The organism is Microbacterium sp. A84, from assembly GCF_051842815.1.
Taxonomy (GTDB): Bacteria; Actinomycetota; Actinomycetes; order Actinomycetales; family Microbacteriaceae; genus Microbacterium.
In genome coordinates this window covers 1,134,336-1,158,009 of the sequence record NZ_JBPXMS010000001.1, presented here as the reverse complement: position 1 = coordinate 1,158,009, position 23,674 = coordinate 1,134,336, and the positions used below count along the sequence as shown (strand labels likewise).

Below are 23,674 nucleotides of genomic sequence, written 5' to 3'. Positions count from 1 at the left end.
TGGTGGTCAGTATCCTTCGTAGTCGAAGGCGTAGGGATCCACGTACTCCACGGCGGGGCGCACCTCCATTCCGTTCGAGCTGTCGCCTGAGAAAGCGGTGGGCAAGAACGCGATGCTGGCGACAAGTGCCACGATCGCCAGCGCTGTCCCAGCCAAGATGACGACGGGAGGCATGTCCTTGGAGAGTTCCCCGAAAAGTCGCTTCATCCATCCGCTCCGACCCGCTTCTGGTGCGACGGTGGGGTGTGCGGTGCCGAGGTCCGGCGCGGGAATCGCAGCCGGACCCTTCTTCGCCGGCGCGGCCTCGTCGATGACTGACGCGGCGAGGACATCCACTTGGCGGGGAGTGAGACGTTCGAATGCGTCGATAAGACGCATGTCCAGCGTTCCGTCTGAGTCGCGCAGCGTCACCAGGTACCGGGCAATGGCAGCCCGGTCGATGTCGGTGAGATCCTGATCACTGCTGGCAATGCCCGCGTCTGCTCCTGGCGACGCATCGTCGTCGCGGCGCATCACGACACCCGCGCGATCGTGTAGCTGGCGGCGGCGAGGGCATCCGCCATGTGCTGGGCGTACCAGTGAGCCCACTCCTCGTGGTGCACGCCGCCGAGCACTTCTGCTTCATACACTCCGTGTGCTGCCGCGGCGCCCGTCAAGAGGTCCAGAAACAGGAGTCGGCGTGCCTCGTGGTCGATGTTCATCATCATCTCGCTCTCAGTTCGCGCCTGCTCGACTCAGCGGCCAGGAGCGCGAGTGACGATCTGCTGCAGGATCCACTCATTGCCGTCGGGGTCATTGAATGACGCGAAGGTCGCGTAGCTGTCACCGGCTGTGCTCACACCAGACACGCGGTGCGCACCATCGGCCCAGTGGAAGATGCCGTCCTCGTCGTGCCAGAGATCGCTGATCGGCGCCCCTGCTGCCAACAGCTCGCGCCGCGCTTCGGCGATGTCCGAGGTGATCAGATGAAGCCCCCGGGCCGACCCAGGCTCGGCAGTTGTGAGGTTGTCTCCGAAGATGATCGACGCCTCTGAAGCGGGGGGAGTTACCTGTACGACCCGCAGGCCGCGGTCGGTGGCGAAGTCTGCGTCGAGCCTGAACCCGAGTCCTTCGTAGAACGCCTTCGAGCGATCGACATCAGCGACGGGCAGTACGACGATTTCAAGCTTGAGTTCCATGATTTCCTCCGTTTGATTAGTGTTACCTGTTTAGGTAGTAACGACAATGACAGAGGCTACGTTACCTGTCAAGGGGGTAACGAAAGTTTGTTGAAAAAGATGTCACCGTCTAGAGTGGTGACATGATTCATTCCTTCCCCTGCGGCGACCCGGCCCTCGACTTCGTCGGAACCTGGCAAGCGCGCCGCAATGAGTCACCGGCGGAAAAGCTGGGTACGCCCGCTGGTCTCGACGCATGGTTCGTCGAGTCGACGCTGGCGCCCGACGGCACGAGTCCCACGGCAGAGGATCTGGCAGCTGCGATCGAACTGCGAGAAGCGATCTATGCGCTCGTTCTGGCACGGCTCGAACGACACGATCTGCCCGAAGACGACATGACCACCGTGAACACGTACGCCGCGCACCCGCCCCTGCTGCGTGTTCTTCATCGGGATGGTCGTTCCAAGGAAGGCACCAGCGCGGCCGCGCTGTCCGAGATCGCTCGAGGTGCGATTGAACTGGTCGGCGGATCAGAAGCAGGGTTGCTTCGAGAGTGCGCTCGCCCTGAATGTACTCAGGTCTACATTGATCGCTCGCGAGGGCAGCGCCGCGAATGGTGCTCCATGAAGACGTGCGGAAGCCGAGTGAAAGTAGCCGCGTACCGCTCCCGGTTGAAGGCCGCCAACGGGTGAAGGTGTGGGCGGGTCGCTAGCTCCGGCCGAACCGGCGATGAGCCGCCTGTTTGCTCACGCCGAGGGCGCTGGCGACTGCCTGCCACGAGTAGCCCGCGTTGCGGGCGCGACGCGCCTGTGCTTCCTCGGCGCGGGAGATTTTGCGGCGAAGCTCAGTGAGGCGATGAAGCTCGGCGAGGGGTTCACCCTCCGGGTCGGCGGTGAGCGCGGTGTGTGTACTCATGAAGTCAATCTATGTTGACGTCGATCATTCGTCAAGCAGTGTTGACGCAGATGCGGGTTATCCACAGAATTAGTCACTCGCGCATGTGATCAGCATGCGATGATGGCATTATGTCTCGCATGCTTCAGGTGAGGAATCTTCCCGACGAGGTGCACGCGCGGCTCAAACAGCGCGCGTCAGCTGAGCGCATGAGTTTGTCGGACTACGTCGCCAGACAGCTCACCGAGCTCGTTCGCTATCGGAGCAACGCAGAGATCATCGCTGCATCACGGGCGCGTGCGGCAGCGAGCGGGGAGGCGCTCACGGCCGAACAGATTCTCGCCGCCCGTGACGAGGCTCGCACAGAGCATGACGAGGACGTCTCTGAATGGTGACAGCGGTAGTGCTGGACGCTTCGGCGGCGATCGATGCGAGTCTCGGACGTGGAACCTGGCCGGTGCCGGATTCACTCCACACACATGCAGGTCTCGACATCGAAGTGATGGCAATGCTGCGGCGCAAAGTTCTGCGCAATGAACTGTCGGCGAGCTTCGCCCGCGAGAGCATCGATGTCTTCGCCTCACTCGATGTGGAGCGCCATCCACTGACGCACCTGCTTTCTCGGATATGGGCGCTGCGCCATGACATCTCGGCCTACGATGCTGGGTACGTCGCATTAGCCGAAGCGCTCGGCATCCCCCTGCTGACGCTCGATCGGAAGCTCGCGAGAACGGCCCAACGCTACTGCGACGTGATCACTCCGTGAGCGGAGCCCGCGACTGACCGACGTCGTCCGGCAGAATGAATCGATGCCGTCAAAGCTCTTTCCCGGCGACCGGGTCGCCATACTGTCCCCGGCCTTCGCTGCCCCCGCCGTTGCGCCTGAGCTGCATGAGCAAGCGATGCGCCGGCTCAGTGAATTCACCGGGTTGATCCCGGTGGAGTATCCGACCACTCGCCAGCTCGATGCGAGCCCGAAAGCGCGTGCGGCAGACGTCAATGCCGCCTTCGCTGATCCCACGATCCGGGCAATCCTGGCGACGATCGGGGGTGACGATCAGATTCTCGTCGTCCCGCATCTCGACGCTGCGCTTGCGCAGGCCGACCCGAAGCCGTTCCTCGGGTACAGCGACAACACAAACATCCTGAACTGGCTGTGGCGGCTGGGTATCCCGGGCTACTACGGCGGATCGACTGCTGTGCACCTGGGGCCTGGCCCCGCAGTTGATGAGATCCATCTGCGCTCGCTGCGCGCTGCGCTGATGGGCGGCGGCCAGCTCGAGCTGACGGAACCCGGCGAATCAGAAGACGTCGGCCAGCGTTGGGATGACCCGCGCGCACTCACCGAATACGGCGACCGTATGCCGACTGAGCTGTGGACGTGGTCAGGGCCTGCGGCACATGTCGAAGGGCGAACCTGGGGCGGATGCCTCGAGGTGATCGACGGATTGGCGTTCGCGGATCGCCTGCCTGCGGCATCCGAACTCGAAGGATCGATCCTGATTCTGGAGACGAGCGAGGAGCGTCCGCCTGCCAGCTGGGTGGCCCGTTGGCTGCGCGGGTTGGGGGAGCGTGGCATCCTCTCGGCGGCTGCCGGTGTGATCTTCGCACGTCCGCCGGTGAGCGACTTCGAGTTCCACCCGACGCCCGACGAGGCGCAGGCGCTGCGCGACGCGCAACGTGATGTCGTCACCTCCACGGTCGCGCGTTACAACCCGGATGCCGTGGTCTGTGTCGGAGTGCCGTTCGGGCACACTCGTCCGCAGTGGATCGTTCCGTACGGCGGGCGCATCACGCTGGATGGTGCTGCGCGCACGGTCACTGCCGACTATCGCTGAGCTCAGGTCAGGCGCACGCGCCCACGCAGCTCCGACACGGTCGACACACCGGTCAGCTGCATCGTCCGCACGGCTTCCGCGCGCATGATCTCCAGCATCCGATCGACGCCACGCTCGCCGCCCGCCATCAGCCCGTACAGGTAGGCACGCCCGACCATGCAGGCATCCGCGCCGAGACCGAGCGCGGCGAGTACATCTGCGCCGGACAGGATGCCGGTGTCGAGGAAAACCTGCGCCTTGCCGTCGACGGCAGCAGCCACCTCAGGCAGCAGTCGCAGGGGAGTGGGAGCACGATCGAGTTGCCGCCCGCCGTGGTTGGAGACGACGAGCGCGTCGGCGCCGGCATCCACCACCTGACGGGCATCCTCGACGGACTGGATGCCCTTGACGACGAGCTTTCCCTCCCACTGCTCACGCAACCAGGCGAGATCGGCGAAGCTCAGTGTGGGGTCGAACATCTTCGCGACCAGCTCTGCGACGGTGCCGTCGAACGATCGCAGGCTCGCGAACTCGATCGGATCGGTGGTGAGTACATTGATCCACCAGTTCGGATGCAGCGCGAAGTCCCACATCGTCTTCAGGTTCAGCGACGGCGGGATGGTCAGTCCGTTTCGGGAATCTCGCAGCCGGTTGCCGGCGACGGGGGTGTCGACCGTGAGCACGAGGGTGTTGAAGCCGGATGCCCGCGCCTCCTCGATCAGCTTCAGCGTGCCGTCGCGGTCCTTCCACAGATAGAGCTGGAACCAGTTGTCACCAGGGGCCTCCTGCTGCAGTGCCCGCGGCGAGGTGGTCCCCATCGTCGACAGGCTGTACGGGATGCCTGCGCGCGCAGCCGCACGAGAGACGGCGATCTCGCCCTCGTGGTGCATCATCCGGGTGAAGCCTGTGGGCGCCAAGATCAGAGGGAACGATGCCGGCCGACCGAGGATGGTGGTGGAGGTGTCGACAGCGCCGACATCGCGCAGCACCCGCGGAGAGAACTCGACCGACGCGAAGGCCGACCGTGCACGTCGCACGCTCAGCTCGTCTTCTGCCGCACCGTGCACATAGTCGAACACCGAACGCGGAGTGCGCTGCCTCGCGACGTGGGCGAGGTCCTTTACCGTCAGCGCCGACCGCAGTCTTCTTTCGACAGGATCGAGCACCGGACGACGAAATCCGAGCAGAGGTGCGATCGCGCCCCACGTGGGAATGCGACGACGGATGCGCCGGCGATTCGTGCTCACTTCGTCGTGCCGCCAGTGCCGAGGTAGGCCTGGATGATGTCGTCATCTGCCAGCAGATCGGATGCCGCGCCGGAGCGCACCACTGCACCATTTTGCAAGATGTGTCCCTCGTCTGCGGCCTGCAGCGCCCGCCGGGCGTTCTGTTCGACCAGCAGCACGGTGGCACCGGTGGCGCGGATCTCGGAGATCACCTTGAACACCTCATTCACAATCTTGGGTGCCAGCCCCATAGATGGCTCGTCCATCAAGACCAGGCGGGGCTGCGCGAGCATCGCTCTGGCGATCGCGAGCATCTGCTGCTCTCCACCGGAGAGAGAACCGGCCGCCAGAGCACGGCGTTCGCCGAGCACCGGGAACCGCTGGTACATTTCATCAATCGCAGAGCCTGCGCCACGGCCCACAAAACGGGCGCCCATCTGCAGGTTCTCCGCGATGGTCATAGTTGCCAGAACCTGGCGGCCCTCCGGCACCTGCACCAGGCCACGAGGCACCAGTTTGTGCGAGCGCGTGCGCGTGATGTCATCGCCGTCGTAAGTGATGGTCCCCGATGTGGGGCGCACCAGACCGGAGATCGCATTGATGATCGACGACTTCCCGGCGCCGTTGGCGCCGACGAGCGTCACGAGCGAGCCGGGTGCGACGTCGAAGGAGACGCCGCGTACGGCCTCGACGCGCCCGTACGAGACGACAAGGTCCTTCACGCTGAGCAGTGATTCAGCCATGGTCATCGACCTCCGTCGGTGCTCGGGGCTTCGCGGGTGGCGTCCGCCTCCGCGGAGGCATCCGTCTCGGCATCCTCGGTGCTCTCAGCAGAGCCGAGATAGGCCTCGATCACGCGCTCGTCCGCGGCGATCTGCTCGGGCGACCCGTCTGCCAGCACCTCACCGAAGTTCAGCACGATGATGTGATCGCAGGTGCCGAGCACCATGCCGACGTTGTGTTCGATGAAGATGATCGTCAGACCGTCTTCGGCGAGCGAGCGGATGAGCGTCGACAGGCCCTCCGCCTCGACATGGTTCATACCGGCGGCGGGCTCGTCAAGAATCAGCAGTGAGGGGTCAGCGGCAAGAGCGCGGGCGATCTCCAGACGGCGCTGATCGCCGTACGACAGGGCCTTCGCTGTGATATCGGCCTTCTCGAGCAGTCCCACCCGGCGCAGGCACCGTGCGGCGTGCTCGAGTGCCAGACGCTCGTCACGACGTGCAGATGGCAGCCAAAGCAAGCGACGTAGGAACGTCGGCTTGGCGACCAGGTGCGCGCCGATGAGAACGTTCTCGAGTGCGGTCAGGCGATTGAACAGCTTGGAATGCTGGAAGGTGCGCGTCACACCGGCCGCGGCGAACTTGTGCACCGGCGTCTTGCCGATCTGCACGCCGAGCACGGTCGCCGTGCCCGCGGACGGCGGAATCAGGCCGCTGATCATGTTGACCAGAGTGGTCTTGCCCGCCCCATTAGGGCCGATCAGGCCGACGACCTCGCCACTGCGCACGGTGAGATCGACGCCGCGGACGGCATGCACCCCGCCGTACTCCTTCGACAGGCCCTTCAGCTCGGCGATGATCTCGCCCGCCACGGGGTGGCTGCGGCCGGTCGCCGGTGCGTCGATATCGAGTGCGCTGATGTCGATGCGTTGCTTGCGGCGCGGGATCAGGCTCGCGATGCCACCCGGCAGGTACAGGATGACGATGAGCAGCAGCAGACCAGACAGGAACGGACGGATCCAGCCCGCCTCAATTCCGATCATGCGCTGGATCTCGGGAAGCAGCGTCTGGAAGCCGCTGCCGAGGATGGGGCCGAAGAAGTTCGCGGTACCACCGACCACCGCAGTGACCAGGCCATCGATCGCGGTATCGAAGGCGAAGTCCTCCGGTGCGATGAGGCGCATGTAGTACGCCCACATGACGCCGTAAAGTCCGGCCAGCACACCAGCGGAGACGAATGCCGTCAGGCGGTGGCCACCGACGTTGATGCCGATCGAGCGGGCAGCGAGCTCGTCTTCACGGATCGCCTCCAGCGCACGACCGTAACGGGAGCGGGTCTGGCGCCAGAACCAGTAGGAAACGATGATCAGCACGATCCAGGCGATCAATGGCGTCATGATCTTGGGTACCGACATGCCCTGCGCGCCGCCGGTCCACTCGGCGTTCAGGATGAAGATGCGCATCGCCTCGGCGAATCCGAGCGTGGCGATCGCGAGGAACACCCCTCGTAGCTTCATCGTCGGCAGGCCCAGGATGAGCGCGGCCAGGGCGCCGACGACCATGCCGACGAACATCGAGAAAAGCAGCGTCGGGATCGGACCCCACTGGGTGGGCGCAGGGGCGATGCTGGCAGCGACGAACGCTGACAGACCCGCGAATCCGGCCTGGGCAAGGCTGAGCTGCCCGGCGATGAGCACCGCGTAGAACGAGAACGCAAAGACACCGTTCATCGCGATGAAGACGAGCGTCGACTCGGTGAAGAACATCAGACTTCTCGCACTTTCCGCTTGCCGAACAGCCCCTGTGGCCTGACCAGCAGGATCAGGAACAGCAGCGCGAATGCGATCAGGTCTCGCCAGCTCGATCCGACGTACTGGATCGTGAAGACCTCGGCGATTCCGAGTATCAGTCCACCGACCAGTGCGCCGGGCAAGGATCCCATGCCGCCGACGACGATGACAGCGAGGCCCTTGAGCTCGATCGCCGTTCCCATCCCGAGTTGTGCGCTGTTGACGTTCAGCGCGAACAGCACACCGGCGACCGCGCCGAGCGCGGTCGAGATCGCGAAGGTCATCGATGTCACCCGGTCAACGTTCACGCCGAGCACGCGGGCGGCGGTGGGGTTCTCCGCCACCGCCCGCATCGAGCGGCCCAGCGACGACCGCTTCACCAGAATCGTGAGCGCGATCATCAGACCGAGCGAGACGGCGAGGATCGCAAGCTGCAGGTAGCTTGCGGTCACGCCGCCGATCTCAACGGAGTCGTCCGAGACGGTGCCTGCGGGGAAGCGCCGCGTGTTGGGGCCGAAGAAGGCCTGAAGCAGCGCAATCACCATGCCGCCCAGCGCGATCGACGAGATCAAGCCGGCGAAGTGCGCGTCCGGCCGATCTCTGAGTGGCCGGAAGGCCACGCGCTCGATAAGCAGACCCAGGATCCCGCCGAAGAGGAACACAAGGATCAGTACGACGCCGATCGGGAGGTCGAAGGCATCTGTGAGCCAGATCCCGACGAACGCCGAAGCGGCGAACGCAGATGGGTGTGCCAGGTTCAGCCGATCCAGAATGCCGAACACCAGAGTGAATCCGATGGCGAACAGTGCATAGATCGAACCGAGGAACAGGCCGTTGAGCAGTTGCTGCATGGTGCTACCTCAGGGCTAGGGAGTCGGTCAGTTCATGACCGCGAAAGCGCCATCCTTGACGATCTGTACGACCGCAGGGTGCTCGGCGTCGCGGTCAGCGTTGATGGTCAGCGAGCCCAGCGGGGTCGCGAGGTCCTTCACCTGGGTGAGGCCGTCCTGGACATCGGTGCGCTCACCGGAGCAGTTGATGCGGACCGCGTGGTCGATGACCTTCAGACCTGTGTACGCCTGGGCCGCGAACTGGTCGGGCGCCGAGCCGTACTTCTCCTCGAATGCCGCCATGAAGTCGGTGTTCTCGGGGCTGTCAGATGCCGAGTTCCAGGCAGCGCCGACGATGACGCCTTCCGCAGCGTCGCCGCCATCCGCCATCAGCTGGGGGTTGTTGAAGCCGTTGCCACCGATGATCGGCTGGTCGATGCCGAGCTCGCGGGCCTGGGTGACCAGCGGGATGGCGGCTTCGATGAGAGCCGAGACGACGATCGCGTCGGGCTTGAGCTCCTTCGCGGCCGTCAGCAGGCTGCGGAAGTCGGTGTCGCTGACCGAGAAGGTCAGAGTGTCGAGGATCTCGACGCCCTGATCTTCGAGAGAGGACACCATGACGTCGTAGCCGGACTCGGTGAATGCGTCGTCGTTGCTGTACATCACGACGACCTTTTCCAGGCCGAGCTTTTCGGTGGCAGCCTCGATCGTCTGCGGGATGACCTGGCCCTCGGTGAGCGAGTCGCGGAAGACGAAGTCGCCCTGGGCGGTGATGCCTGCAGCGGTGTTCGAGATAGCAAGTACCGGAAGGCCGGCCTCCTGAGCAACGGGCTGTGCCTGGAACGCGGTGTTGGACAGGGTCGGTCCGATGACGATGCTGGTGCCGTTCCCGGCGAAGCCCTCGAAGACGCTGATGGCCTGACGCGGGTCGGTGCCATCGTCTTCGATGGTGAGGGCGTAGCTGACGCCCTCTTCGGCGTTGAGTTCCTCGACCGCGAGCTCGAGGCCCTTCTGCTGTGACTCGCCGTAGCTGGCCGCACCGCCAGTCAGGCTGAGGGCCGCGCCGACGGGGATGGCCGTGTCGATAACACAGCTGTCGCCGCTGCCGGATCCCGTCAGCGCACCGGCGTCACCACCGGATTCACCGGCCTCACCGCCGTCACTGGCGGCGCAGCCAGCGAGGACGAGGGCGGAAGCAGAAAGGACGACGGCGGTGCGAAGCAGATAGCGCATGAGATTCTCCGAACGTGAGGCGTGGATGGTTAAGCCGCGGATCGGTTCCGTTCCGACGCGTCGGCGGAGCTTCTCGTGAGTTGCAGCGCCTCAGCCTCTGTGATGGGCGCGCGTTACGGCAACGGGTCGATTATAGGAAAGATACAGCGACGGCTGTGAGCGGCCGCGGCCTGTCGTCACGAGCGATGCGCGACTGTTACCAGAGAACAGCGATGCCCGCGTTGACGAGCGTGAGGATACCGACGAGCCAGAACAGTGCGGGCGCGACGCTACCGGTCTTCTTCTGCTTTGATGTGCCGATGCCGAGCAGCGCGCCGATGATCAGCAGCACGACGAGCTTGACGCCGATCTTGGCGTAGTTCATCTCGCCTTCGATGCCCCACGGCGCAGCAAGGATCAGACCGGCGACTGCCGCGATACTCAAGCCGATGCTCATGAGCCGCGTGAACTCACGCTTCCCGCCGAATGCCTGCACAGCCCAGGCCCCGAAGAGCGTGGCGAAGCCGATGAGGTGGACGAAAACGACGACGTGGCGCAGGGTCTCCATGCCCTCACAATAGGCCCGGCCGCGGATATTCTCCAGCAAGGGGAGACTCACCTGCCAACATCCACGGCACGCCTGCAGGTCCGATGCACGGATGCACGGCGACACGCCGGCGTTTCGCCATACATCCGTTCGATCGCCCTGCAGGTGTGCGGGGCTGTCGGGCCGGTTCAGCCGCGAAGAGTCTTGATGACCAGGGCCGTGCGCAGCGCGGCATCCGCAGCTTCGGCGCCCTTGTCTTCCTTGGACCCTTCGATGCCTGCGCGATCCAGACCCTGCTGCTCATCGTCGAGGGTGAGCACGCCGAAGCCGACCGGCTTGCCGGCATCCAGCGCCACACGGGTGAGCCCGTCGGTCGTCGCCGCTGACACGTACTCGAAGTGCGGGGTGCCGCCGCGGATGATGACGCCGAGCGCGACCACGGCATCCGCACCACCAGCGAATGCGGCCTGGGCGGCGACCGCCAGCTCAAACGACCCGGGCACGCGCACGAGCCGATGCGTTGCGTGTGCGGCGTTGAGAACCCGCTCGGCCCCGGCGATCAAACCGTCAGTGATGACGTCGTGCCAGGTGCCGGCGATGATGACGACGTTCAGGCCCGTCGCGTCGATCTGCTCCGCCGCTGTGGGTGCTCCTGCGCCGCTCATACGTTGTCCTTTCCGAGGGCGAGCGCCGCGGCCAGCTCGGCTTCGCCGATGATGTGCCCCATGCGGTCGCGCTTGGTCTCGAGGTACTGGTGGTTGTTGGGTCCAACGCCGACGATCAGCGGCACCTGCTCGACGACATCGAGGCCGAGTTCGCGCAGCTGGTTCACCTTGTCGGTGTTGTTGGTGAGCAGACGGATCTTCGAGATGCCCAGATCGCTGAGGATGCCGGCGGCAGCCGCGTACTCGCGAGCATCTGCCGGCAAGCCGAGGGCGAGGTTCGCATCGACCGTGTCGAGCCCCTCTTCCTGGAGGCTGTATGCGCGCAGCTTGTTGATGAGCCCGATGCCTCGACCCTCGTGGCCGCGCATGTAGATCACGACGCCGCCGTTCTTCTCGATCGCGTTGAGCGCGGCGTCCAGCTGCGGGCCGCACTCGCACTTGAGCGATCCGAAGGCTTCACCGGTCAGGCACTCCGAGTGCACGCGCACGAGTGCCGTGTCATCCAGCTCGCCTGAGACGACGGCGATGTGATCGGTTCCGGTGACGCGGTCCTTGTAAGCGAGGAACCGGAAGGTACCGTGCGAGGTCGGCACCGTCGCATCCGCTCGCAGGCTCACACGACGGCGGCCCTCTCGTGACGAGGTCACCGGCGCATCCAATGGGTCGATCTGGTTGAGATGCGCGATCAGCTGTTCGATCGTGATGACCGGCACATTGTCACGCTCGCCCAGTTCGATGAGGCCAGGCATGCGCATCATGCTTCCGTCTTCGGCGACGACCTCGGCGATCGCGCCGACCGGCTGCAGGCCCGCAAGGCGCATCAGGTCCACGGCGGCCTCGGTGTGTCCGCTGCGTTCGCGCACGCCGCCGTCGACGGCGCGCAGAGGCAGCACATGGCCGGGACGGATGAGGCTCGTCGCAGTCGAGGAAGGGTTCGCGAGCACGTTCAGCGTGTGTGCGCGGTCGTGGGCGCTGATGCCGGTCGTGACGCCTTCTGCGGCATCCACGCTCACGGTGTACGCCGTCGAGCGGGCATCTTCGTTCGTCTCCACCATCGGTGGCAGATTCAGCGTGTCGGCCAGGTCGGCTGGCATCGGCGCGCAGATGAAGCCGGATGACCAGCGCACGGTCCAGGCAACCCATTCTGGGGTGGCGAGTTCGGCCGAGAGGATGACGTCGCCCTCGTTCTCTCGGTTCTCATCGTCGGCGACGAGGACCGGACGGCCCGCACGCAGCGATTCGAGAGCTTCTTCGATGGTGGAAAGGCTCATCGCGAGCCTCCTTCCGAGACAGCCCGGAACGCGAGCAGGCGCTCAACGTGACGGGCGAGGATGTCAGTTTCAAGATTTACGTGGTCGCCGACGATGCGGGATCCGAGGGTAGTTGCGGCAAGCGTCTCTGGGATGAGCGAGATCTCGAACCATGCCTCATCGGCTGTGGCGGCACTCACCGCACTGACCGTGAGCGAGGTGCCATCGACCGAGATCGATCCCTTGTCGACGACCAGGGGTGCGAGATCTGCGGGCAGCGAGACGCGCAGCACGCTCCACTCGGCGCCTGGTCGAACGTCGATCACGACACCTGTGCCGTCGACGTGGCCCTGCACGATGTGTCCGCCGAGCCGTGCACCTACCGGCATGGCCTTCTCGATGTTGATCTTCGTGCCGATGGATGCCGTGGCGAGAGCCGACACATCGAGCGTCTGCTTCATGACATCGGCGTCGAAAGTGTCTGTCGTCGAGCCGACAACGGTGAGGCACACGCCAGAGACGGCGATCGACTCGCCGTGCACCGCGTCGTGCGCGGCTTTCGGCGCGCGAACGGTGAGGCGCCAGCCGTCACCTGACGGCGCGATGGCGGTGATCTCGCCGATCTCCTCGATGATTCCGGTGAACATCAGCGGACTCCTTCGTTCAGGTCTGGTTCATTCACGTGTGGGTCGTTCTCGCTCATGCGGGCGACGGCGAGCAGATCAGGGCCGAGCGGTACCCATTCTTCGACGGTGAGCCGAAGTGCGCCGTCGATCGTGGGAACCCCGATATCGGTGAGTGCGAGGCGGTCGCCACCCAGCAGCACCGGTGCGATGTACGCGAGCACGCTGTCGGCGAGTCCGGCCGCGAGGAACGCGCTGGCGAGCGTCGGGCCACCCTCGATGAAGACGCGCTGGATGCCGCGGCTCTGAAGACCCGCGACCACCGCGTGGAGGTCACGTGTGTCGTAGAAGAGCGGCTCATGCGGGTGACGGCGCACCACGGCATCCGCCGGCGTCGTGCGGGAGCCGATGATCACCGGGATCGGCTGGTGTTCGTACAGGGCGTCGCCGTCGCGTGCCGTCAGTGCTGGGTCATCGGCGAGCACGGTTCCGGTGCCGACGACGATCGCGTCCGCTGCTGCTCGGCGGCGGTGGACATCGGCGCGCGCGAGGGGCCCGGTGATCCACTGGCTGGTGCCATCGTTTGCGGCGGCGCGCCCGTCGAGGCTCTGCGCCCACTTTACGGTGATGTGCGGGCGGCCCAAACGATGTGCGGTCAGCCAATCGGCGATCACTGCGCGTGCGGTGTCAGACTGCTCACCTGATTCGACTTCGACCCCGGCATTCCGAAGTCGCTCGGCTCCACCGCCAGAGACGACGCCCGGATCATCGAGCGAGTAGATGACGCGCGAGATTCCGGCATCGATGAGCGCGAGAGCGCAGGGACCTGTGCGGCCGGTGTGGTTGCACGGCTCGAGGGTGACGACAGCGGTCGCGCCGCGCGCGGCGCCTTCAGCAAGCTTCGATAAGGCATCGACCTCGGCATGCGGGGTGCCTGCGCCGTGATGCCAGCCTTCGGCGAGGATCTCGCCCGTGGGGGAGAGGATGACGGCGCCGACCTGCGGATTGATGCCTCTGGGGCCACCCGCGGCGAGTTCGAGCGCACGCGTCATCGCGCGGCGTTCCGTCTCGTGCACTGCCATCCGTCGTCCTTAGTTTTTCAACTCCGGGGATGACAGACGGCGCGCTTTTCGCGCATCGTGCTGCCTCCCTTCCGGACTAGCGAGATTTCTCTCGCATCACCGTCGGTCCCGGAATTTCACCGGATCAGCACTTCGGAAAACCGAGGCACTCGCGGACTGTCACCGCCGGTTCGGATTCACACCGACCCCGGAGCACGTTGATGCTCAGTGTACTCAACGCGGTCGCGCGCATTTCATTCCATGTCGGTTCGATCGGAAAACGGAGACGAGTCGGCGTGTCGACGGAGTGTCCGACTGTGGCGCGCCGCCGACACGCCGGACGGTCTCTGTTTTCCGGATGCCGGTCACTTCAGCAGCCGCGACAGCCGCCGATCGGCGAGTGGTTTTCCGCCGGTCTGGCACGTCGGGCAATACTCCAATGACCTGTCCGCGAAGAACACGCTGCGCACGGTGTCGCCGCAGACCGGGCACGCCTCGCCGCGGCGAGCGTGCACCTGCATCCCGCGCCGCTTGGCATCCTTGAGGTCGGCTGGTGGCTTTCCGGATGCCTCGGCCACAGCATCCGTCAGCGTCAAACGCATCGCAGTGAACAGCCGATCGATCTCGTCATCGCCCAGCGCTGCGGCGATCGCATACGGTGACATCTTGGCGGCATGCAAAATTTCATCGGAGTAGGCGTTGCCGATGCCGGCGATCACGGACTGGTCGCGCAGGAGGCCCTTGATCTGCGTGCGGCGCCCATTCAACAGTGCAGCGAAGGTGGTCCGGTCGAACGACTCTTCCAGCGGATCAGGGCCCAGCCGAGCGATGCCGGGCACATCCTGAGGGTCACGCACCACATACACGGCGAGCGACTTCTTCGTCCCCGCCTCGGTGAGATCGAATCCGCTGTCGTCATTGAGCGCGATGCGGAGGGCGATCGGTGACTTCCCTGGCTTGATCAGCGTCGTCGGTAGCATCTCGTACCAGCGCAGCCAACCCGCCTTCGCGAGATGGAACACAAGATGAAGGTCCTCGCCGCAGGAGAGAACGATGAATTTGCCGAGACGAGCGGATGCCGTGATCGTTGCCCCGTGCAGTGCGGTGTTCGGCGGATCGTAGGTCTTCAGTGCCGCGATGGCGCCGACGCTCGTGCGTGTGATCGTGCGGCCCACGGCGCGCTCGCCGAGGAACGCGACCAGCCCCTGAACTTCCGGCATCTCCGGCATGGATCCATCATGTCACCGGCATCCGACAGGTGGGAAGACCGGCATCCGACAGGTGGGAAGGAGGTCAGTCCCGCCCCGAACTCTCCCGCACGATCAGCTCATATCCGATGTCGATGTTCGTCGGCTCGCGAGTGTCATCGTCGAGCAGCGCGAGCAGTGAATCCACGGCCTGGTCGGCGATCGCCTGCTTGTTCGGCGCGATCGTCGTCAGCGACGGTACCGAGAACTCCGCCTCCTGGACATCGTCGATCGAGGCGATTGCGACATCCTCCGGCACGCGCACACCGAGGTCTGCGAAGGCGCGGATCGCACCGAACGCGAGCAGATCGGTGAAGCACACGAGTGCATCGAAGCGGGTGCCGTCCTTCCACGCCTGGGTGATGCCCTCAAGCCCTGCCTGCCTGCCGAAGCGGTCGGTGTAAAGCACAAGCGCAGGGTCGAACGGGATTCCGGCATCCTCGAGCGCCTGGCGGTAGCCGCTCAGTCGCAGCCGCGAGCTGCGGTAAACGTCGGAGTGGTAAGCCCCCAAAGTGGCGATGCGACGGTGTCCACGTTCGAGCAGGTGGCGCGTGATGTCAGCGGTCGCCGACACGTTGTCGATCGCGATGTTCGTGTAGCGGGAGCTCGAGATCTGTTCGCCGATCAGCACCGTCGGCACGTTCGGGGGAGTGAGATACAGCTCCTCCTTCTCCATCGTCATCGGCGAGAAGACCAGTCCATCGACGATGTGCGAGCCGAGATCACGCAGCACGCGCACCTCGTTCTCGCGGATGCCGCCGGTCTGGGCGGCGATCACGGTGTAGCCGCGCTTCTGAGCTGCGATCTCGACGAGCTCGCTGAGTTCTGCGAAGTAGGGCTGGGAGAGCTCAGGAACGGCGAAGCCAAGAATGCGAGTGCGCCCCTGCCGCAACCGCCGCGCAGAGATGTTCGGGCGGTAGCCGACTTCTTCGATCGCGGCGAGCACGCGCTGCCTTGTGGTGTCGCGCACGTGCACGAAGTCATTTACGACGTTCGAGACCGTGCGCGGCGAGACGCCAGCCAGCTTGGCTACGTCGTTGAGGCTCGCGCTCATCCGGATCCTTTCTCGGTCACGGTTCGGTCCCATCCTGTCAGAGTCATTTGACAACTCGTATGCAACGTGGCAAAAATGATCCTATTGCAATTTGCAACGTGGCAAAAGGAGTACGGATGGCGAGCCCCTCGACGGTCGAACGCAACAGTCTTCGCCGCGCATCACAGCGCAGCGGCAGTGGACTCAAGTACGGCATCGCCTTTACCGCACCGTTCCTGGTGCTGTATCTGATCTTCGTCATCTACCCCGTGCTTCAAGCGGTGTGGATGAGTTTCCACGACTGGGATCTGCTCGGTGCCACCCGCGACTTCATTGGTCTCGCCAACTTCGAGCGGATGCTGTGGGGCAACGAGATCACGTGGTCGATGACTCATCTCCCCGTGCCCAGAGTTCTTCTGCTCATCGCCGCCATCGCGCTGCTGATCAAGCCGCTGCTGCGTCGTCGACTCACCATCGGTGTGGGCCTCGGCGTCGTGGGAATCCTGGCGATCGTCGTGGCGCTCGGCTTCCACCCCGCCGAGGGTGGGTTCTGGTTCGATCCTGAATTCTGGGTCGCGCTGCAGAACACGTTGCTGTTCACCGCAATCTCGGTGCCGCTCATCGCCGGTCTCGGTCTGGTCATGGCGCTCGCACTGCAGGGCAACCGTCGCGGCACCCGCATCTACCAGATGGTGTTCTTCGTGCCATACATCCTGCCGGTGTCGGTCGTGACGCTGGTGTGGACATACTTCCTCTCGCCGAACCAGGGACTGCTCTCTGCGCTCCTCGAACCTCTCGGCATCGATCCGATCCCGTGGCTCTCCAATCCGAGCACTGCGATGTTCGCCGTCATCGCCACAACCGTGTGGTGGACCGTTGGCTTCAACCTCGTGCTGTTCGCGGCCGGCCTTCAAGATGTCGATCCCGCGCTCTACGAGGCCGCATCGCTTGACGGTGCCGGCGCCTGGCGCAAGTTCGTGAACATCACTCTTCCCGGCATCAAACACGTGCTGCTGTTGGTCATGGTCATGCAGGTGATCGCGTCGTTCCAGGTGTTCGGACAGGTCAACATCATGACCGGCGGCGGGCCTGGTACCTCGACCTCGGTGCTGATCCAGCACATCTACGAGGCCGGCTTCCGGGACTTCGAACTCGGCTACGGATCGGCGATGTCGCTGTTCCTCTTCGCGGTGATGCTCGTCGTCTCCGTCATCCAGATGCGGACCCTCGGCAAGGACGACAGCAAATGAGCGCGCAGACGATGGCCATGACCGTTCCCGAAACGACGAATCGACCGCCGCGCATCCGCCGCAGCGGCGTCGTGACCGCCTGGTACCACGCCGCGATGATCGTCGCCGCGGTCGTGTGGCTGATTCCGATGCTCTGGATGCTCTCGCTCTCACTGAGCGACAACCAAGCTCTGACCAAAGAGACGCAGACGCTGATCCCGCAGGGCTTCACCCTGGAGAATCTGCTCGGGGTGTTCAGCGTCGGCCTCACCAGCCGATGGTTCATCAACAGCGCGATCGTGACGATCTTCACAACAGTCCTCACAGTGCTGCTGTGTGCCATGGCAGGCTACGCGTTCGCACGTTTCACCTTCCGTGGCAAGACAATTGTCTATGCGAGCGTGCTCGCGGGACTCATGATCCCCAAAGAGGCGATGTTCATTCCGCTGTTCACGATGGTGGCGGATGTGGAGATGCACAATACCTACGCGGCGCTGATCCTGCCTCGTATCGCAGCCCCACTCGGGGTGTTCCTGATGACGCAGTTCTTCTCGCAGGTTCCGGCCGAGGTCGAAGAAGCCGCACGCATCGACGGTGCGGGCCCGTGGCGAACCTTCTTCTCGGTCATGCTGCCGTTGGCTCGACCATCCATGATCGCGTTGGCGATCTTCACCTTCGTGCAGACCTGGAACGACTACCTGTGGCCGTTGGTCTCCGCGACGAAGTCGGAGATGTTCACCATCACCACCGGTCTCGCCTCTCTGCAGGGCAACTTCGCACAGGCAACAGAGCTCGGCAGCCTGATGGCGCGTGGCCTGGTCGGTTCGCTTCCGCTGCTGCTGGTGTTCATCTTCTTCCAGAAGCACCTCATCCGAGGAATCTCCATGGCGTCCGGAAGTAAGTGACGCCACCCAGACTCCGGCCATGACGGCCGAACGGCTGCTGCCCAGCGGCCACGGACAACATCGTCCACCCCACGAGAGGAAAACCATGCGAAAGACCAAAACTGCCGTTGCGGCAGCCTCGCTGACGGCAGCGGCGTTGCTGCTCACTGCCTGCGGCACCGGCGCGGATGCCGGATCGGGCGCAGACAACGGCGACCTGAACGACCAGATCGCCGCCGTCACCGCAGAGGAGCTCGACGGCACCACGATCACCATGTCGCGCATGTTCGGCGACTGTGAGGGAACCACCGAGGGCGTCACCGACCCGGCGTTGGCGACCACGGAGTGTGAGGCGATTCAGATCCTCACCAACAAGTTCAACGCCGAGAACGAGAACGGCATCACCGTCGAGCGGCTGGGCGGTACCGACTGGAACTCGTACTACGACGCGTTCAACGCATCCGTCGCCGGTGGCGAGCCCGCGAACATCGCGAACCTGCACGACTACTCGATGTCGGACTACGCCACGCGCGACCAGCTGCTGGCATTCGATCCAGAGGCGCTCGACATCGATATGACAGATGCCACCGAGCAGGCCCAGAAGTCTGTGATGTGGGATGGCTCCACATATGCCGTGCCCTTCGACGCACACGCGCTCGTGATGCACGTGAACACCGATGTGCTCGCGGAGGCGGGCTACATCGGCGAGGATGGCCGCCCTGTGCTGCCGACCAGCCCCGACGAGCTTCTGCAGATGGGCAAGGACGTCAAAGACAAGACGGGCCTGATGCTGTTCTCCGCCGGCTTCGCCAACGACGACATGGCGTGGCGCTTCTTCTACTCGCTGGTGCGCCAGCAGGGCAGCGATGTGCTCTCCGCCGACGGTAGTGCTGAGGTTGACACCGAAGCTGCCGCTGAGGCACTCAACCTGATCAATGACATGCTCGACGCCGGATACATGCACACCGATGCGGACTACGCCGGTTCGATCGATGAGTGGAAGAGCCAGCAGTCGGCGATCCTGCTCAACGGCGTGTGGGCGATCAACGAGTACGCTTCGACGCTTGACTTCGGCTACACGGTCACCGATCTGCCGACAGTGTTCGACGCGCCGGCAGCATGGGCCTCGTCGCACATGTGGGTGCTCCCGCGTCAGAAGGGCGACGACCCGGTGCAGTACCGTGCTGCGCTCGAGTTCGCGAAGTTCCTCTACGACAACACCGCCTCCTGGTCGATCGCAACCGGGCACATCGCCCCGCGCGTCTCGGTCGTCGATTCCGAGGAGTACCTGGCCGCGCCCGAGCGTGCGAACTACACCGAGACAGCACTGACCGGCATCAGCTTCGTGCCGCAGGTCGAAAACTGGACGTCGATCAAGTCGCTCATCCACGCACAGCTGGACGAGGTCTGGTTCAGCGACAAGGACATCGCGGATGCCCTCAGCGAGGCGCAGGCACGCGTCACGCAGGAACTCAAGTAACACAGGAATTCACGTAACACAGCAGTCCCGAGGGGTGGGGTCGAACCCGATCCCACCCCTCAAACTTTCTGGAAGTAGGCCTCATGTCGACCGCCCACCGCGCCGCCGTCAGTCTCGACGGTGCCTGGATCCTGCACCTTCCCGGCGACACAGAAGCCCGAGAGGTCTCGGTGCCGGGAACCTGGACCACCCAGGTTCCTGGTTACGGCGACTCACACGAAAGTGTGCGCTTCGAGCGCACTTTCGAAGCGGCGCCGCTCCAGGGGCAGCGCGTGATTCTGCGCTTCGGCGCAGTGAATCACACAGCCGACGTGCGGGTGAACGGCATCGAGGTCGGATCTCACTCCGGCGCGTGGGAAGCCTTTGAGTTCGACATCACGGACGCCGTCACCGACGGTCGCAACACCGTCGAGGTGACCGTCTCCTATCCACCCCGCTACGGATCAGATGTCGAAGCTGGTTTCCTCGAGCATCCTGTCGGAAAGCAGTCCTGGTACGGCACGACAGCAGGTATCTGGCAGTCGGTGGTACTCGAGGAGCGGCATCCGGCCCACGTGCGTGCGCTGTCGGTGAGAGCGGATGCCGCCAGCGGTGCCATCGCGATCACCGGCGTACTCGCATCCGACGCCGTGGACGGCGCGACCGCGCGAGTGTTGCGTGCTGGTGAGGTCGTTGAGACGGCCGCACTTGATATCAGCGACGGCGAACTGTCCGGTTCAGTGACGGTGGTGGCTCCCGCACTCTGGGACCTAGACGCCCCGAATTTGTACACGGTCGAAGTTTCACTCCAGCACGCAGGAGAAACCATCGACGCGGTCAGCCGCGAGACTGGTTTCCGAAGCTTCCGCACCGATGCGGGACGCTTCTACCTGAATGACCGCGAGATCTATCTGCGCGCCGTGCTCGACCAGGACTATCACCCCGAGGCCAGCTCCGCTCCGGAGGATTTCGCTGCCTGGGAGGGCATGCTGCGCGAGACCAAGGCGCTCGGCTTCAACATGCTGCGCGTGCACATCAAGCGACCCGATCCTCGCTACTACGAGATCGCCGACCGCATGGGCATGCTGGTGTGGACGGAACTGCCCAGTTGGATGACCTGGACACCCGAGACCGCAGCTGACGGCCACGCACTGTTGCGCCGCCTCATCGATGAGGACGGCCACCACCCCAGCATCGTGATCTGGACGATCATGAACGAGTCGTGGGGAATCGATCTCGCCAGTGCCACGCAGCGCGCCTGGCTGCGCGAGGTCTTCGATGACATCGAGCAGCACGCGGCCGGCTCCCTCGTCGTGGACAACTCTGCCTGCGAGCCGAACTTCCATCTGCGCACGCACATCGACGACTTCCACGTATATCGAGGCATCCCTGAGAGCCGCCCGGTGTGGGACGCGAAGATCGCGGACTTCGCCTCGCGGCCAGAGTGGACCTTCTCGCCGCACGGGGATGCCGAGCGCACCGGCGCGGAGCCGCTTGTTCTCAGTGAGTTCGGCAACTGGGCGCTACCTCATGCACTCGACCAGTACGACGCTGATGGCGGCGAGCCGTGGTGGTTCGCGCTCGGTGCTGACTGGGCGTTCGGCGCGGCCGAAGGCACCGGACTGATGTCGCGTTTCCAGGCACTGGGCTTGGGCGCTGCGTTCGGGTCGTGGGATGCGCTTGTCCGTCAGCTGCACCGTGCGCAGCTTGTCGCCAACCGCTACCAGACCACGAGCATCCGCCTGCATGACGACATCAGCGGGTATGTTCTCACGCAACTCAGCGATGTGCAGTGGGAGGCCAACGGCCTGTTCGACATGAACCGCACGCCCAAGCAGTACACGGCGGAGTTCGCGCTGGCTAACGGCGAACATGCCGTGGCATTGCGAGTCGAGGCCTACAGCGTCTACTCCGGTGAGGACCTTGGCCTCACGGTGACATCGCTTCCTTCGCCGGATGGCCTGCCGGCAGACGCCGTGATCCGCATGCGTGTCAACGGCGAGACTGTCGCCGAATTCGCTGTGCCGACAGAGCGCGAAGAGCAGACAATGCGCATTGCTCTGCCCGCCGAGAACGGGCAGAGCCTCGTCGAAGCTGAGTTGCTCGCCGGGGGAGCGCTGCTCGCCAGAGACGCCGCAGACGTGCTCGTCGTCGACCCGACAGCATGGACCGGCGGCGCGGTGCGCGCCGGAGACCGCGAGGTGACCAATTGGCTCGGCGCGCTCGGTGTGCCAGTGACGCGCGATGGCGAGCTGCTCGTCGTGCGCACCTTCACTGCGGAGGCACAACAACACGCGCGCTCCGGTGGGCGAGTGCTGCTGCTGGCCGAGCAGGCGGATGCGCTCGGAAGCGCCTTCGACTACCTGCCATCTGCCCGGCTCACCTCGCGTGCCGGTGACGGCGACTGGGTGCCGCGCACCGAGTGGCTGGACCGCAGTGGAGCATTCGCTGAAGTTCCCGGCGAAACTGTCCTTGGCATCGCCTTTGAAGATGTGCTCGGCGAGTTCGTCATCAGTGGCATCCCCGGCCCGTTGCGCTCGGCCATCGTGCATTCGGCGATCTTCTCCGGATGGTTGCGAGGCGCGGCCACGAGCACGGCGACGGTGCGCTGGAGTCAGGGATCGGTGACGATCAGCACCATGCGCGTGCGCACGGCGTTGGACAAGGCTCCTATTGCACGCTCGGTCGGCCTCGCATTGCTGCGTGCGGCAAACGGTGGATGACGCGCGTCAGACGGCGCTGTGCAACAGCCGAATGCTCGCGGCCCCTACCCGCGTGACAGCGTCCAGGTCTCCGCGCAGGAACGCGATCAGCGAGTTGAGGAAGATCCCGTCAAACAGCGCGTAGGCGGAGCCGGGGTCGATGCCGGGTACCGTGTTCTCGAGTTCGGCGTACCGCTTGACCACGGCCCAGACCATGTCGGTGAGGAGCTGGTCGATTGCGATGATGGTGTCGCGAAAGCCGCTTTCGAAGAGCGATTGGTTGCGCAGGTCGTACCAAAGCCTGTGCATGTCGGTTTCATCGCGAAGCGTGGCTGACATCTCTGTCCCGAAGCGTTCCGCGAGTTCGTCGCCCGTGCGGGCCGTCTCGACGATCTCGTCGTACCGTCTGGCGCACTCTGACTTGTACTGCCAGATTGCCTGGCCGATCAGATCGTCTTTGTCTTCGAAGTAGTAGTGCAGGATACCGAGGGAAAGGCTCGTGTGTGCGGCGACGTCGCGTAGCCCGGTCTGCGCGAAGCCGCGCGTCGCGACCGCGGCAAGGGCTGCGTCGGCGAGTTCGTGTCGACGGCGCGCGAACTTGCCCGCCCCCGAGCGCCCAGTATGCACGACAGAGTCGACCATACTTCCTCCAGGGGGGTAAGGGTGGGGGTAGGCGCGATCTTACCCCTGGTCGACGAGAAATTCGAGGGGTCCTCAGCCGAGGGGGATCGGCCAATCGACCGGAACGCGCTCGTCCTCGCGCAAAAGTCCGGCCACCCACCCGTCGTCACGGCCGCGCGGGCTGGTGAGCACCTGCCGCATCGTGCCTTCGTAGCGGAAACCGAGGGCACGGGCCGTGCGGGCCGATGGGATGTTCCCGACGACCGCCCGCCAGTTGAGGCGCGCGAGCTTCAGCTCCGCGAGCGCCCAGTCGATCACTGCGCGGGAGGCCTCAACCATGAAGCCCTGGCCGCGCGACTCGGCGGTGGCCCAGTAACCCAGATCGGTCGAACCTCCACTGGAGTGCGGTGCGATGTGATGTAGGCCGACCACTCCGACGAGCACCTCATCATGGAAGACGCCCCAGGCTACCTGGCTGTCGTCGGCCCACCACTGAGCGATCAACCCGACGAAGCCTTCGGCGTGCTCACGCGTGTACGGGCTCGGAACGGTAGTCCAACGGGGGATCTCCGGATCCTGGCATGCCGCCGTGATCGCATCGATATCTGCGGCCGTAGGCGCTCGCAGTTCGAGGCGTTCGGTGTGCAGTGTGACCGGCTCCATCACGGCATCCTATGGGAGCCGCTGTCTGAGGTGCGCATTAGA

General features: G+C 64.6%; 26 protein-coding genes and 1 riboswitch. Of the genes, 8 read left to right on the top strand and 18 right to left on the bottom strand.

The genetic code is table 11. The annotated features are described in order from the left end of the window. Positions 1–6: 6 nt before the first annotated feature. From ACSU04_RS05810 to ACSU04_RS05800, 3 genes are read right to left on the bottom strand one after another with little or no spacing between them, the layout of a single operon-like run. Positions 7–513, bottom strand: coding sequence for a hypothetical protein (locus ACSU04_RS05810; protein WP_439283769.1), 507 nt, complete (start codon positions 511–513; stop codon positions 7–9). Continuing rightward, positions 513–707 (bottom strand): hypothetical protein, encoded by a 195-nt coding sequence (locus ACSU04_RS05805; RefSeq protein WP_439288726.1) that lies wholly within the window; start codon positions 705–707, stop codon positions 513–515. The genes ACSU04_RS05810 and ACSU04_RS05805 overlap by 1 nt, the downstream gene beginning before the upstream one ends. Before the next feature lie 27 nt (positions 708–734). Further along, positions 735–1,178, bottom strand: coding sequence for a VOC family protein (locus tag ACSU04_RS05800; protein WP_439283765.1), 444 nt, complete (start codon positions 1,176–1,178; stop codon positions 735–737). A gap of 122 nt (positions 1,179–1,300) precedes the next feature. On the opposite strand from ACSU04_RS05800, the gene ACSU04_RS05795 reads away from it, so the two are divergent. Further along, entirely contained in the window at positions 1,301–1,849 is a 549-nt protein-coding gene (locus ACSU04_RS05795; RefSeq protein WP_439288725.1) for a CGNR zinc finger domain-containing protein, read from the top strand. A 16-nt stretch (positions 1,850–1,865) separates the two neighbouring features. Here the strand turns inward: ACSU04_RS05795 and ACSU04_RS05790 are convergent, their stop codons facing one another. Further along, positions 1,866–2,072: an AsnC family protein gene (locus ACSU04_RS05790; RefSeq protein WP_439288724.1), complete on the bottom strand. Its 207-nt coding sequence runs from the start codon at positions 2,070–2,072 to the stop codon at positions 1,866–1,868. A 110-nt stretch (positions 2,073–2,182) separates the two neighbouring features. Between ACSU04_RS05790 and ACSU04_RS05785 the strand changes: the two genes are divergently transcribed. Genes ACSU04_RS05785 through ACSU04_RS05775 form a run of 3 tightly spaced genes read left to right on the top strand, consistent with a single transcriptional unit; the run spans position 2,183 to position 3,889 of the window. Further along, positions 2,183–2,446: a FitA-like ribbon-helix-helix domain-containing protein gene (locus ACSU04_RS05785; RefSeq protein WP_439283759.1), complete on the top strand. Its 264-nt coding sequence runs from the start codon at positions 2,183–2,185 to the stop codon at positions 2,444–2,446. Next, complete coding sequence (locus tag ACSU04_RS05780; RefSeq protein WP_439288723.1) at positions 2,440–2,817, top strand: type II toxin-antitoxin system VapC family toxin; 378 nt, start codon at positions 2,440–2,442, stop codon at positions 2,815–2,817. The genes ACSU04_RS05785 and ACSU04_RS05780 overlap by 7 nt, the downstream gene beginning before the upstream one ends. 43 nt (positions 2,818–2,860) lie before the next feature. Next, positions 2,861–3,889: a S66 family peptidase gene (locus ACSU04_RS05775; RefSeq protein WP_439288722.1), complete on the top strand. Its 1,029-nt coding sequence runs from the start codon at positions 2,861–2,863 to the stop codon at positions 3,887–3,889. A gap of 2 nt (positions 3,890–3,891) precedes the next feature. Here ACSU04_RS05775 and ACSU04_RS05770 read toward each other — a convergent pair whose 3' ends face one another. From ACSU04_RS05770 to ACSU04_RS05715, 12 genes are all read right to left on the bottom strand, one after another. Continuing rightward, positions 3,892–5,115 (bottom strand): alpha-hydroxy acid oxidase, encoded by a 1,224-nt coding sequence (locus ACSU04_RS05770; RefSeq protein WP_439288721.1) that lies wholly within the window; start codon positions 5,113–5,115, stop codon positions 3,892–3,894. Continuing rightward, positions 5,112–5,837 carry an ABC transporter ATP-binding protein gene (locus ACSU04_RS05765; protein ID WP_439283752.1) on the bottom strand — a complete coding sequence of 242 codons (726 nt, stop codon included), beginning with the start codon at positions 5,835–5,837 and terminating at the stop codon, positions 5,112–5,114. Before ACSU04_RS05765 ends, ACSU04_RS05770 begins: the two co-directional genes overlap by 4 nt. A gap of 2 nt (positions 5,838–5,839) precedes the next feature. Continuing rightward, positions 5,840–7,582 carry a branched-chain amino acid ABC transporter ATP-binding protein/permease gene (locus ACSU04_RS05760; protein WP_439288720.1) on the bottom strand — a complete coding sequence of 581 codons (1,743 nt, stop codon included), beginning with the start codon at positions 7,580–7,582 and terminating at the stop codon, positions 5,840–5,842. After that, entirely contained in the window at positions 7,582–8,457 is an 876-nt protein-coding gene (locus ACSU04_RS05755; protein WP_439283748.1) for a branched-chain amino acid ABC transporter permease, read from the bottom strand. Before ACSU04_RS05755 ends, ACSU04_RS05760 begins: the two co-directional genes overlap by 1 nt. Before the next feature lie 27 nt (positions 8,458–8,484). Next, a complete protein-coding gene (locus tag ACSU04_RS05750) occupies positions 8,485–9,669 on the bottom strand; it encodes an ABC transporter substrate-binding protein (protein WP_439288719.1) in 1,185 nt (394 codons plus the stop codon). 196 nt (positions 9,670–9,865) lie between these two features. Continuing rightward, complete coding sequence (locus tag ACSU04_RS05745; protein ID WP_439284009.1) at positions 9,866–10,216, bottom strand: Fe-S protein; 351 nt, start codon at positions 10,214–10,216, stop codon at positions 9,866–9,868. 167 nt (positions 10,217–10,383) lie between these two features. Next, the gene (ribH, locus tag ACSU04_RS05740; RefSeq protein ID WP_439288718.1) at positions 10,384–10,860 is read right to left on the bottom strand and encodes a 6,7-dimethyl-8-ribityllumazine synthase; all 477 of its coding nucleotides are present in this window, start codon (positions 10,858–10,860) and stop codon (positions 10,384–10,386) included. Continuing rightward, a complete protein-coding gene (gene ribA / locus ACSU04_RS05735; protein ID WP_439288717.1) occupies positions 10,857–12,131 on the bottom strand; it encodes a GTP cyclohydrolase II in 1,275 nt (424 codons plus the stop codon). Before ribA ends, ribH begins: the two co-directional genes overlap by 4 nt. Continuing rightward, entirely contained in the window at positions 12,128–12,757 is a 630-nt protein-coding gene (locus ACSU04_RS05730; protein WP_439288716.1) for a riboflavin synthase, read from the bottom strand. The genes ribA and ACSU04_RS05730 overlap by 4 nt, the downstream gene beginning before the upstream one ends. Beyond that, positions 12,757–13,815 carry a bifunctional diaminohydroxyphosphoribosylaminopyrimidine deaminase/5-amino-6-(5-phosphoribosylamino)uracil reductase RibD gene (ribD, locus tag ACSU04_RS05725; RefSeq protein ID WP_439288715.1) on the bottom strand — a complete coding sequence of 353 codons (1,059 nt, stop codon included), beginning with the start codon at positions 13,813–13,815 and terminating at the stop codon, positions 12,757–12,759. The genes ACSU04_RS05730 and ribD overlap by 1 nt, the downstream gene beginning before the upstream one ends. A 54-nt stretch (positions 13,816–13,869) precedes the next feature. Beyond that, positions 13,870–14,014: riboswitch (FMN riboswitch) on the bottom strand. 145 nt (positions 14,015–14,159) lie between these two features. After that, on the bottom strand, positions 14,160–15,023 hold the full coding sequence (locus ACSU04_RS05720) for an Fpg/Nei family DNA glycosylase (protein ID WP_439288714.1): 864 nt from the start codon (positions 15,021–15,023) through the stop codon (positions 14,160–14,162). 64 nt (positions 15,024–15,087) lie between these two features. Continuing rightward, the gene (locus tag ACSU04_RS05715) at positions 15,088–16,095 is read right to left on the bottom strand and encodes a LacI family DNA-binding transcriptional regulator (protein WP_439283734.1); all 1,008 of its coding nucleotides are present in this window, start codon (positions 16,093–16,095) and stop codon (positions 15,088–15,090) included. A 116-nt stretch (positions 16,096–16,211) separates the two neighbouring features. On the opposite strand from ACSU04_RS05715, the gene ACSU04_RS05710 reads away from it, so the two are divergent. The 4 genes from ACSU04_RS05710 to ACSU04_RS05695 all read left to right on the top strand — a co-directional run bounded on the left by ACSU04_RS05710 (position 16,212) and on the right by ACSU04_RS05695 (position 22,369). Then, positions 16,212–17,324, top strand: a complete 1,113-nt coding sequence (locus ACSU04_RS05710) for a carbohydrate ABC transporter permease (RefSeq protein WP_439288713.1) — start codon at positions 16,212–16,214, stop codon at positions 17,322–17,324. Beyond that, positions 17,321–18,208 carry a carbohydrate ABC transporter permease gene (locus tag ACSU04_RS05705; RefSeq protein ID WP_439288712.1) on the top strand — a complete coding sequence of 296 codons (888 nt, stop codon included), beginning with the start codon at positions 17,321–17,323 and terminating at the stop codon, positions 18,206–18,208. The genes ACSU04_RS05710 and ACSU04_RS05705 overlap by 4 nt, the downstream gene beginning before the upstream one ends. An 85-nt stretch (positions 18,209–18,293) precedes the next feature. Beyond that, the gene (locus tag ACSU04_RS05700) at positions 18,294–19,667 is read left to right on the top strand and encodes an extracellular solute-binding protein (protein ID WP_439283730.1); all 1,374 of its coding nucleotides are present in this window, start codon (positions 18,294–18,296) and stop codon (positions 19,665–19,667) included. An 83-nt stretch (positions 19,668–19,750) separates the two neighbouring features. Next, a complete protein-coding gene (locus ACSU04_RS05695) occupies positions 19,751–22,369 on the top strand; it encodes a glycoside hydrolase family 2 protein (RefSeq protein ID WP_439288711.1) in 2,619 nt (872 codons plus the stop codon). 6 nt (positions 22,370–22,375) lie between these two features. Here ACSU04_RS05695 and ACSU04_RS05690 read toward each other — a convergent pair whose 3' ends face one another. Both ACSU04_RS05690 and ACSU04_RS05685 read right to left on the bottom strand, forming a co-directional pair. Continuing rightward, entirely contained in the window at positions 22,376–22,990 is a 615-nt protein-coding gene (locus ACSU04_RS05690) for a TetR family transcriptional regulator (protein WP_439288710.1), read from the bottom strand. A 72-nt stretch (positions 22,991–23,062) separates the two neighbouring features. Continuing rightward, entirely contained in the window at positions 23,063–23,632 is a 570-nt protein-coding gene (locus ACSU04_RS05685; RefSeq protein WP_439288709.1) for a GNAT family N-acetyltransferase, read from the bottom strand. Positions 23,633–23,674: the final 42 nt, after the last annotated feature.

Bases quoted from the DNA above. Each gene is read 5' to 3' on its own strand.
- ACSU04_RS05810 (WP_439283769.1), bottom strand. From the start codon at position 513: ATGCGCCGCGACGACGATGCGTCGCCAGGAGCAGACGCGGGCATTGCC.
- ACSU04_RS05805 (WP_439288726.1), bottom strand. From the start codon at position 707: ATGATGATGAACATCGACCACGAGGCACGCCGACTCCTGTTTCTGGAC.
- ACSU04_RS05800 (WP_439283765.1), bottom strand. From the start codon at position 1,178: ATGGAACTCAAGCTTGAAATCGTCGTACTGCCCGTCGCTGATGTCGAT.
- ACSU04_RS05795 (WP_439288725.1), top strand. From the start codon at position 1,301: ATGATTCATTCCTTCCCCTGCGGCGACCCGGCCCTCGACTTCGTCGGA.
- ACSU04_RS05790 (WP_439288724.1), bottom strand. From the start codon at position 2,072: ATGAGTACACACACCGCGCTCACCGCCGACCCGGAGGGTGAACCCCTC.
- ACSU04_RS05785 (WP_439283759.1), top strand. From the start codon at position 2,183: ATGTCTCGCATGCTTCAGGTGAGGAATCTTCCCGACGAGGTGCACGCG.
- ACSU04_RS05780 (WP_439288723.1), top strand. From the start codon at position 2,440: ATGGTGACAGCGGTAGTGCTGGACGCTTCGGCGGCGATCGATGCGAGT.
- ACSU04_RS05775 (WP_439288722.1), top strand. From the start codon at position 2,861: ATGCCGTCAAAGCTCTTTCCCGGCGACCGGGTCGCCATACTGTCCCCG.
- ACSU04_RS05765 (WP_439283752.1), bottom strand. From the start codon at position 5,837: ATGGCTGAATCACTGCTCAGCGTGAAGGACCTTGTCGTCTCGTACGGG.
- ACSU04_RS05760 (WP_439288720.1), bottom strand. From the start codon at position 7,582: ATGTTCTTCACCGAGTCGACGCTCGTCTTCATCGCGATGAACGGTGTC.
- ACSU04_RS05755 (WP_439283748.1), bottom strand. From the start codon at position 8,457: ATGCAGCAACTGCTCAACGGCCTGTTCCTCGGTTCGATCTATGCACTG.
- ACSU04_RS05750 (WP_439288719.1), bottom strand. From the start codon at position 9,669: ATGCGCTATCTGCTTCGCACCGCCGTCGTCCTTTCTGCTTCCGCCCTC.
- ACSU04_RS05745 (WP_439284009.1), bottom strand. From the start codon at position 10,216: ATGGAGACCCTGCGCCACGTCGTCGTTTTCGTCCACCTCATCGGCTTC.
- ribH (WP_439288718.1), bottom strand. From the start codon at position 10,860: ATGAGCGGCGCAGGAGCACCCACAGCGGCGGAGCAGATCGACGCGACG.
- ribA (WP_439288717.1), bottom strand. From the start codon at position 12,131: ATGAGCCTTTCCACCATCGAAGAAGCTCTCGAATCGCTGCGTGCGGGC.
- ACSU04_RS05730 (WP_439288716.1), bottom strand. From the start codon at position 12,757: ATGTTCACCGGAATCATCGAGGAGATCGGCGAGATCACCGCCATCGCG.
- ribD (WP_439288715.1), bottom strand. From the start codon at position 13,815: ATGGCAGTGCACGAGACGGAACGCCGCGCGATGACGCGTGCGCTCGAA.
- ACSU04_RS05720 (WP_439288714.1), bottom strand. From the start codon at position 15,023: ATGCCGGAGATGCCGGAAGTTCAGGGGCTGGTCGCGTTCCTCGGCGAG.
- ACSU04_RS05715 (WP_439283734.1), bottom strand. From the start codon at position 16,095: ATGAGCGCGAGCCTCAACGACGTAGCCAAGCTGGCTGGCGTCTCGCCG.
- ACSU04_RS05710 (WP_439288713.1), top strand. From the start codon at position 16,212: ATGGCGAGCCCCTCGACGGTCGAACGCAACAGTCTTCGCCGCGCATCA.
- ACSU04_RS05705 (WP_439288712.1), top strand. From the start codon at position 17,321: ATGAGCGCGCAGACGATGGCCATGACCGTTCCCGAAACGACGAATCGA.
- ACSU04_RS05700 (WP_439283730.1), top strand. From the start codon at position 18,294: ATGCGAAAGACCAAAACTGCCGTTGCGGCAGCCTCGCTGACGGCAGCG.
- ACSU04_RS05695 (WP_439288711.1), top strand. From the start codon at position 19,751: ATGTCGACCGCCCACCGCGCCGCCGTCAGTCTCGACGGTGCCTGGATC.
- ACSU04_RS05690 (WP_439288710.1), bottom strand. From the start codon at position 22,990: ATGGTCGACTCTGTCGTGCATACTGGGCGCTCGGGGGCGGGCAAGTTC.
- ACSU04_RS05685 (WP_439288709.1), bottom strand. From the start codon at position 23,632: ATGGAGCCGGTCACACTGCACACCGAACGCCTCGAACTGCGAGCGCCT.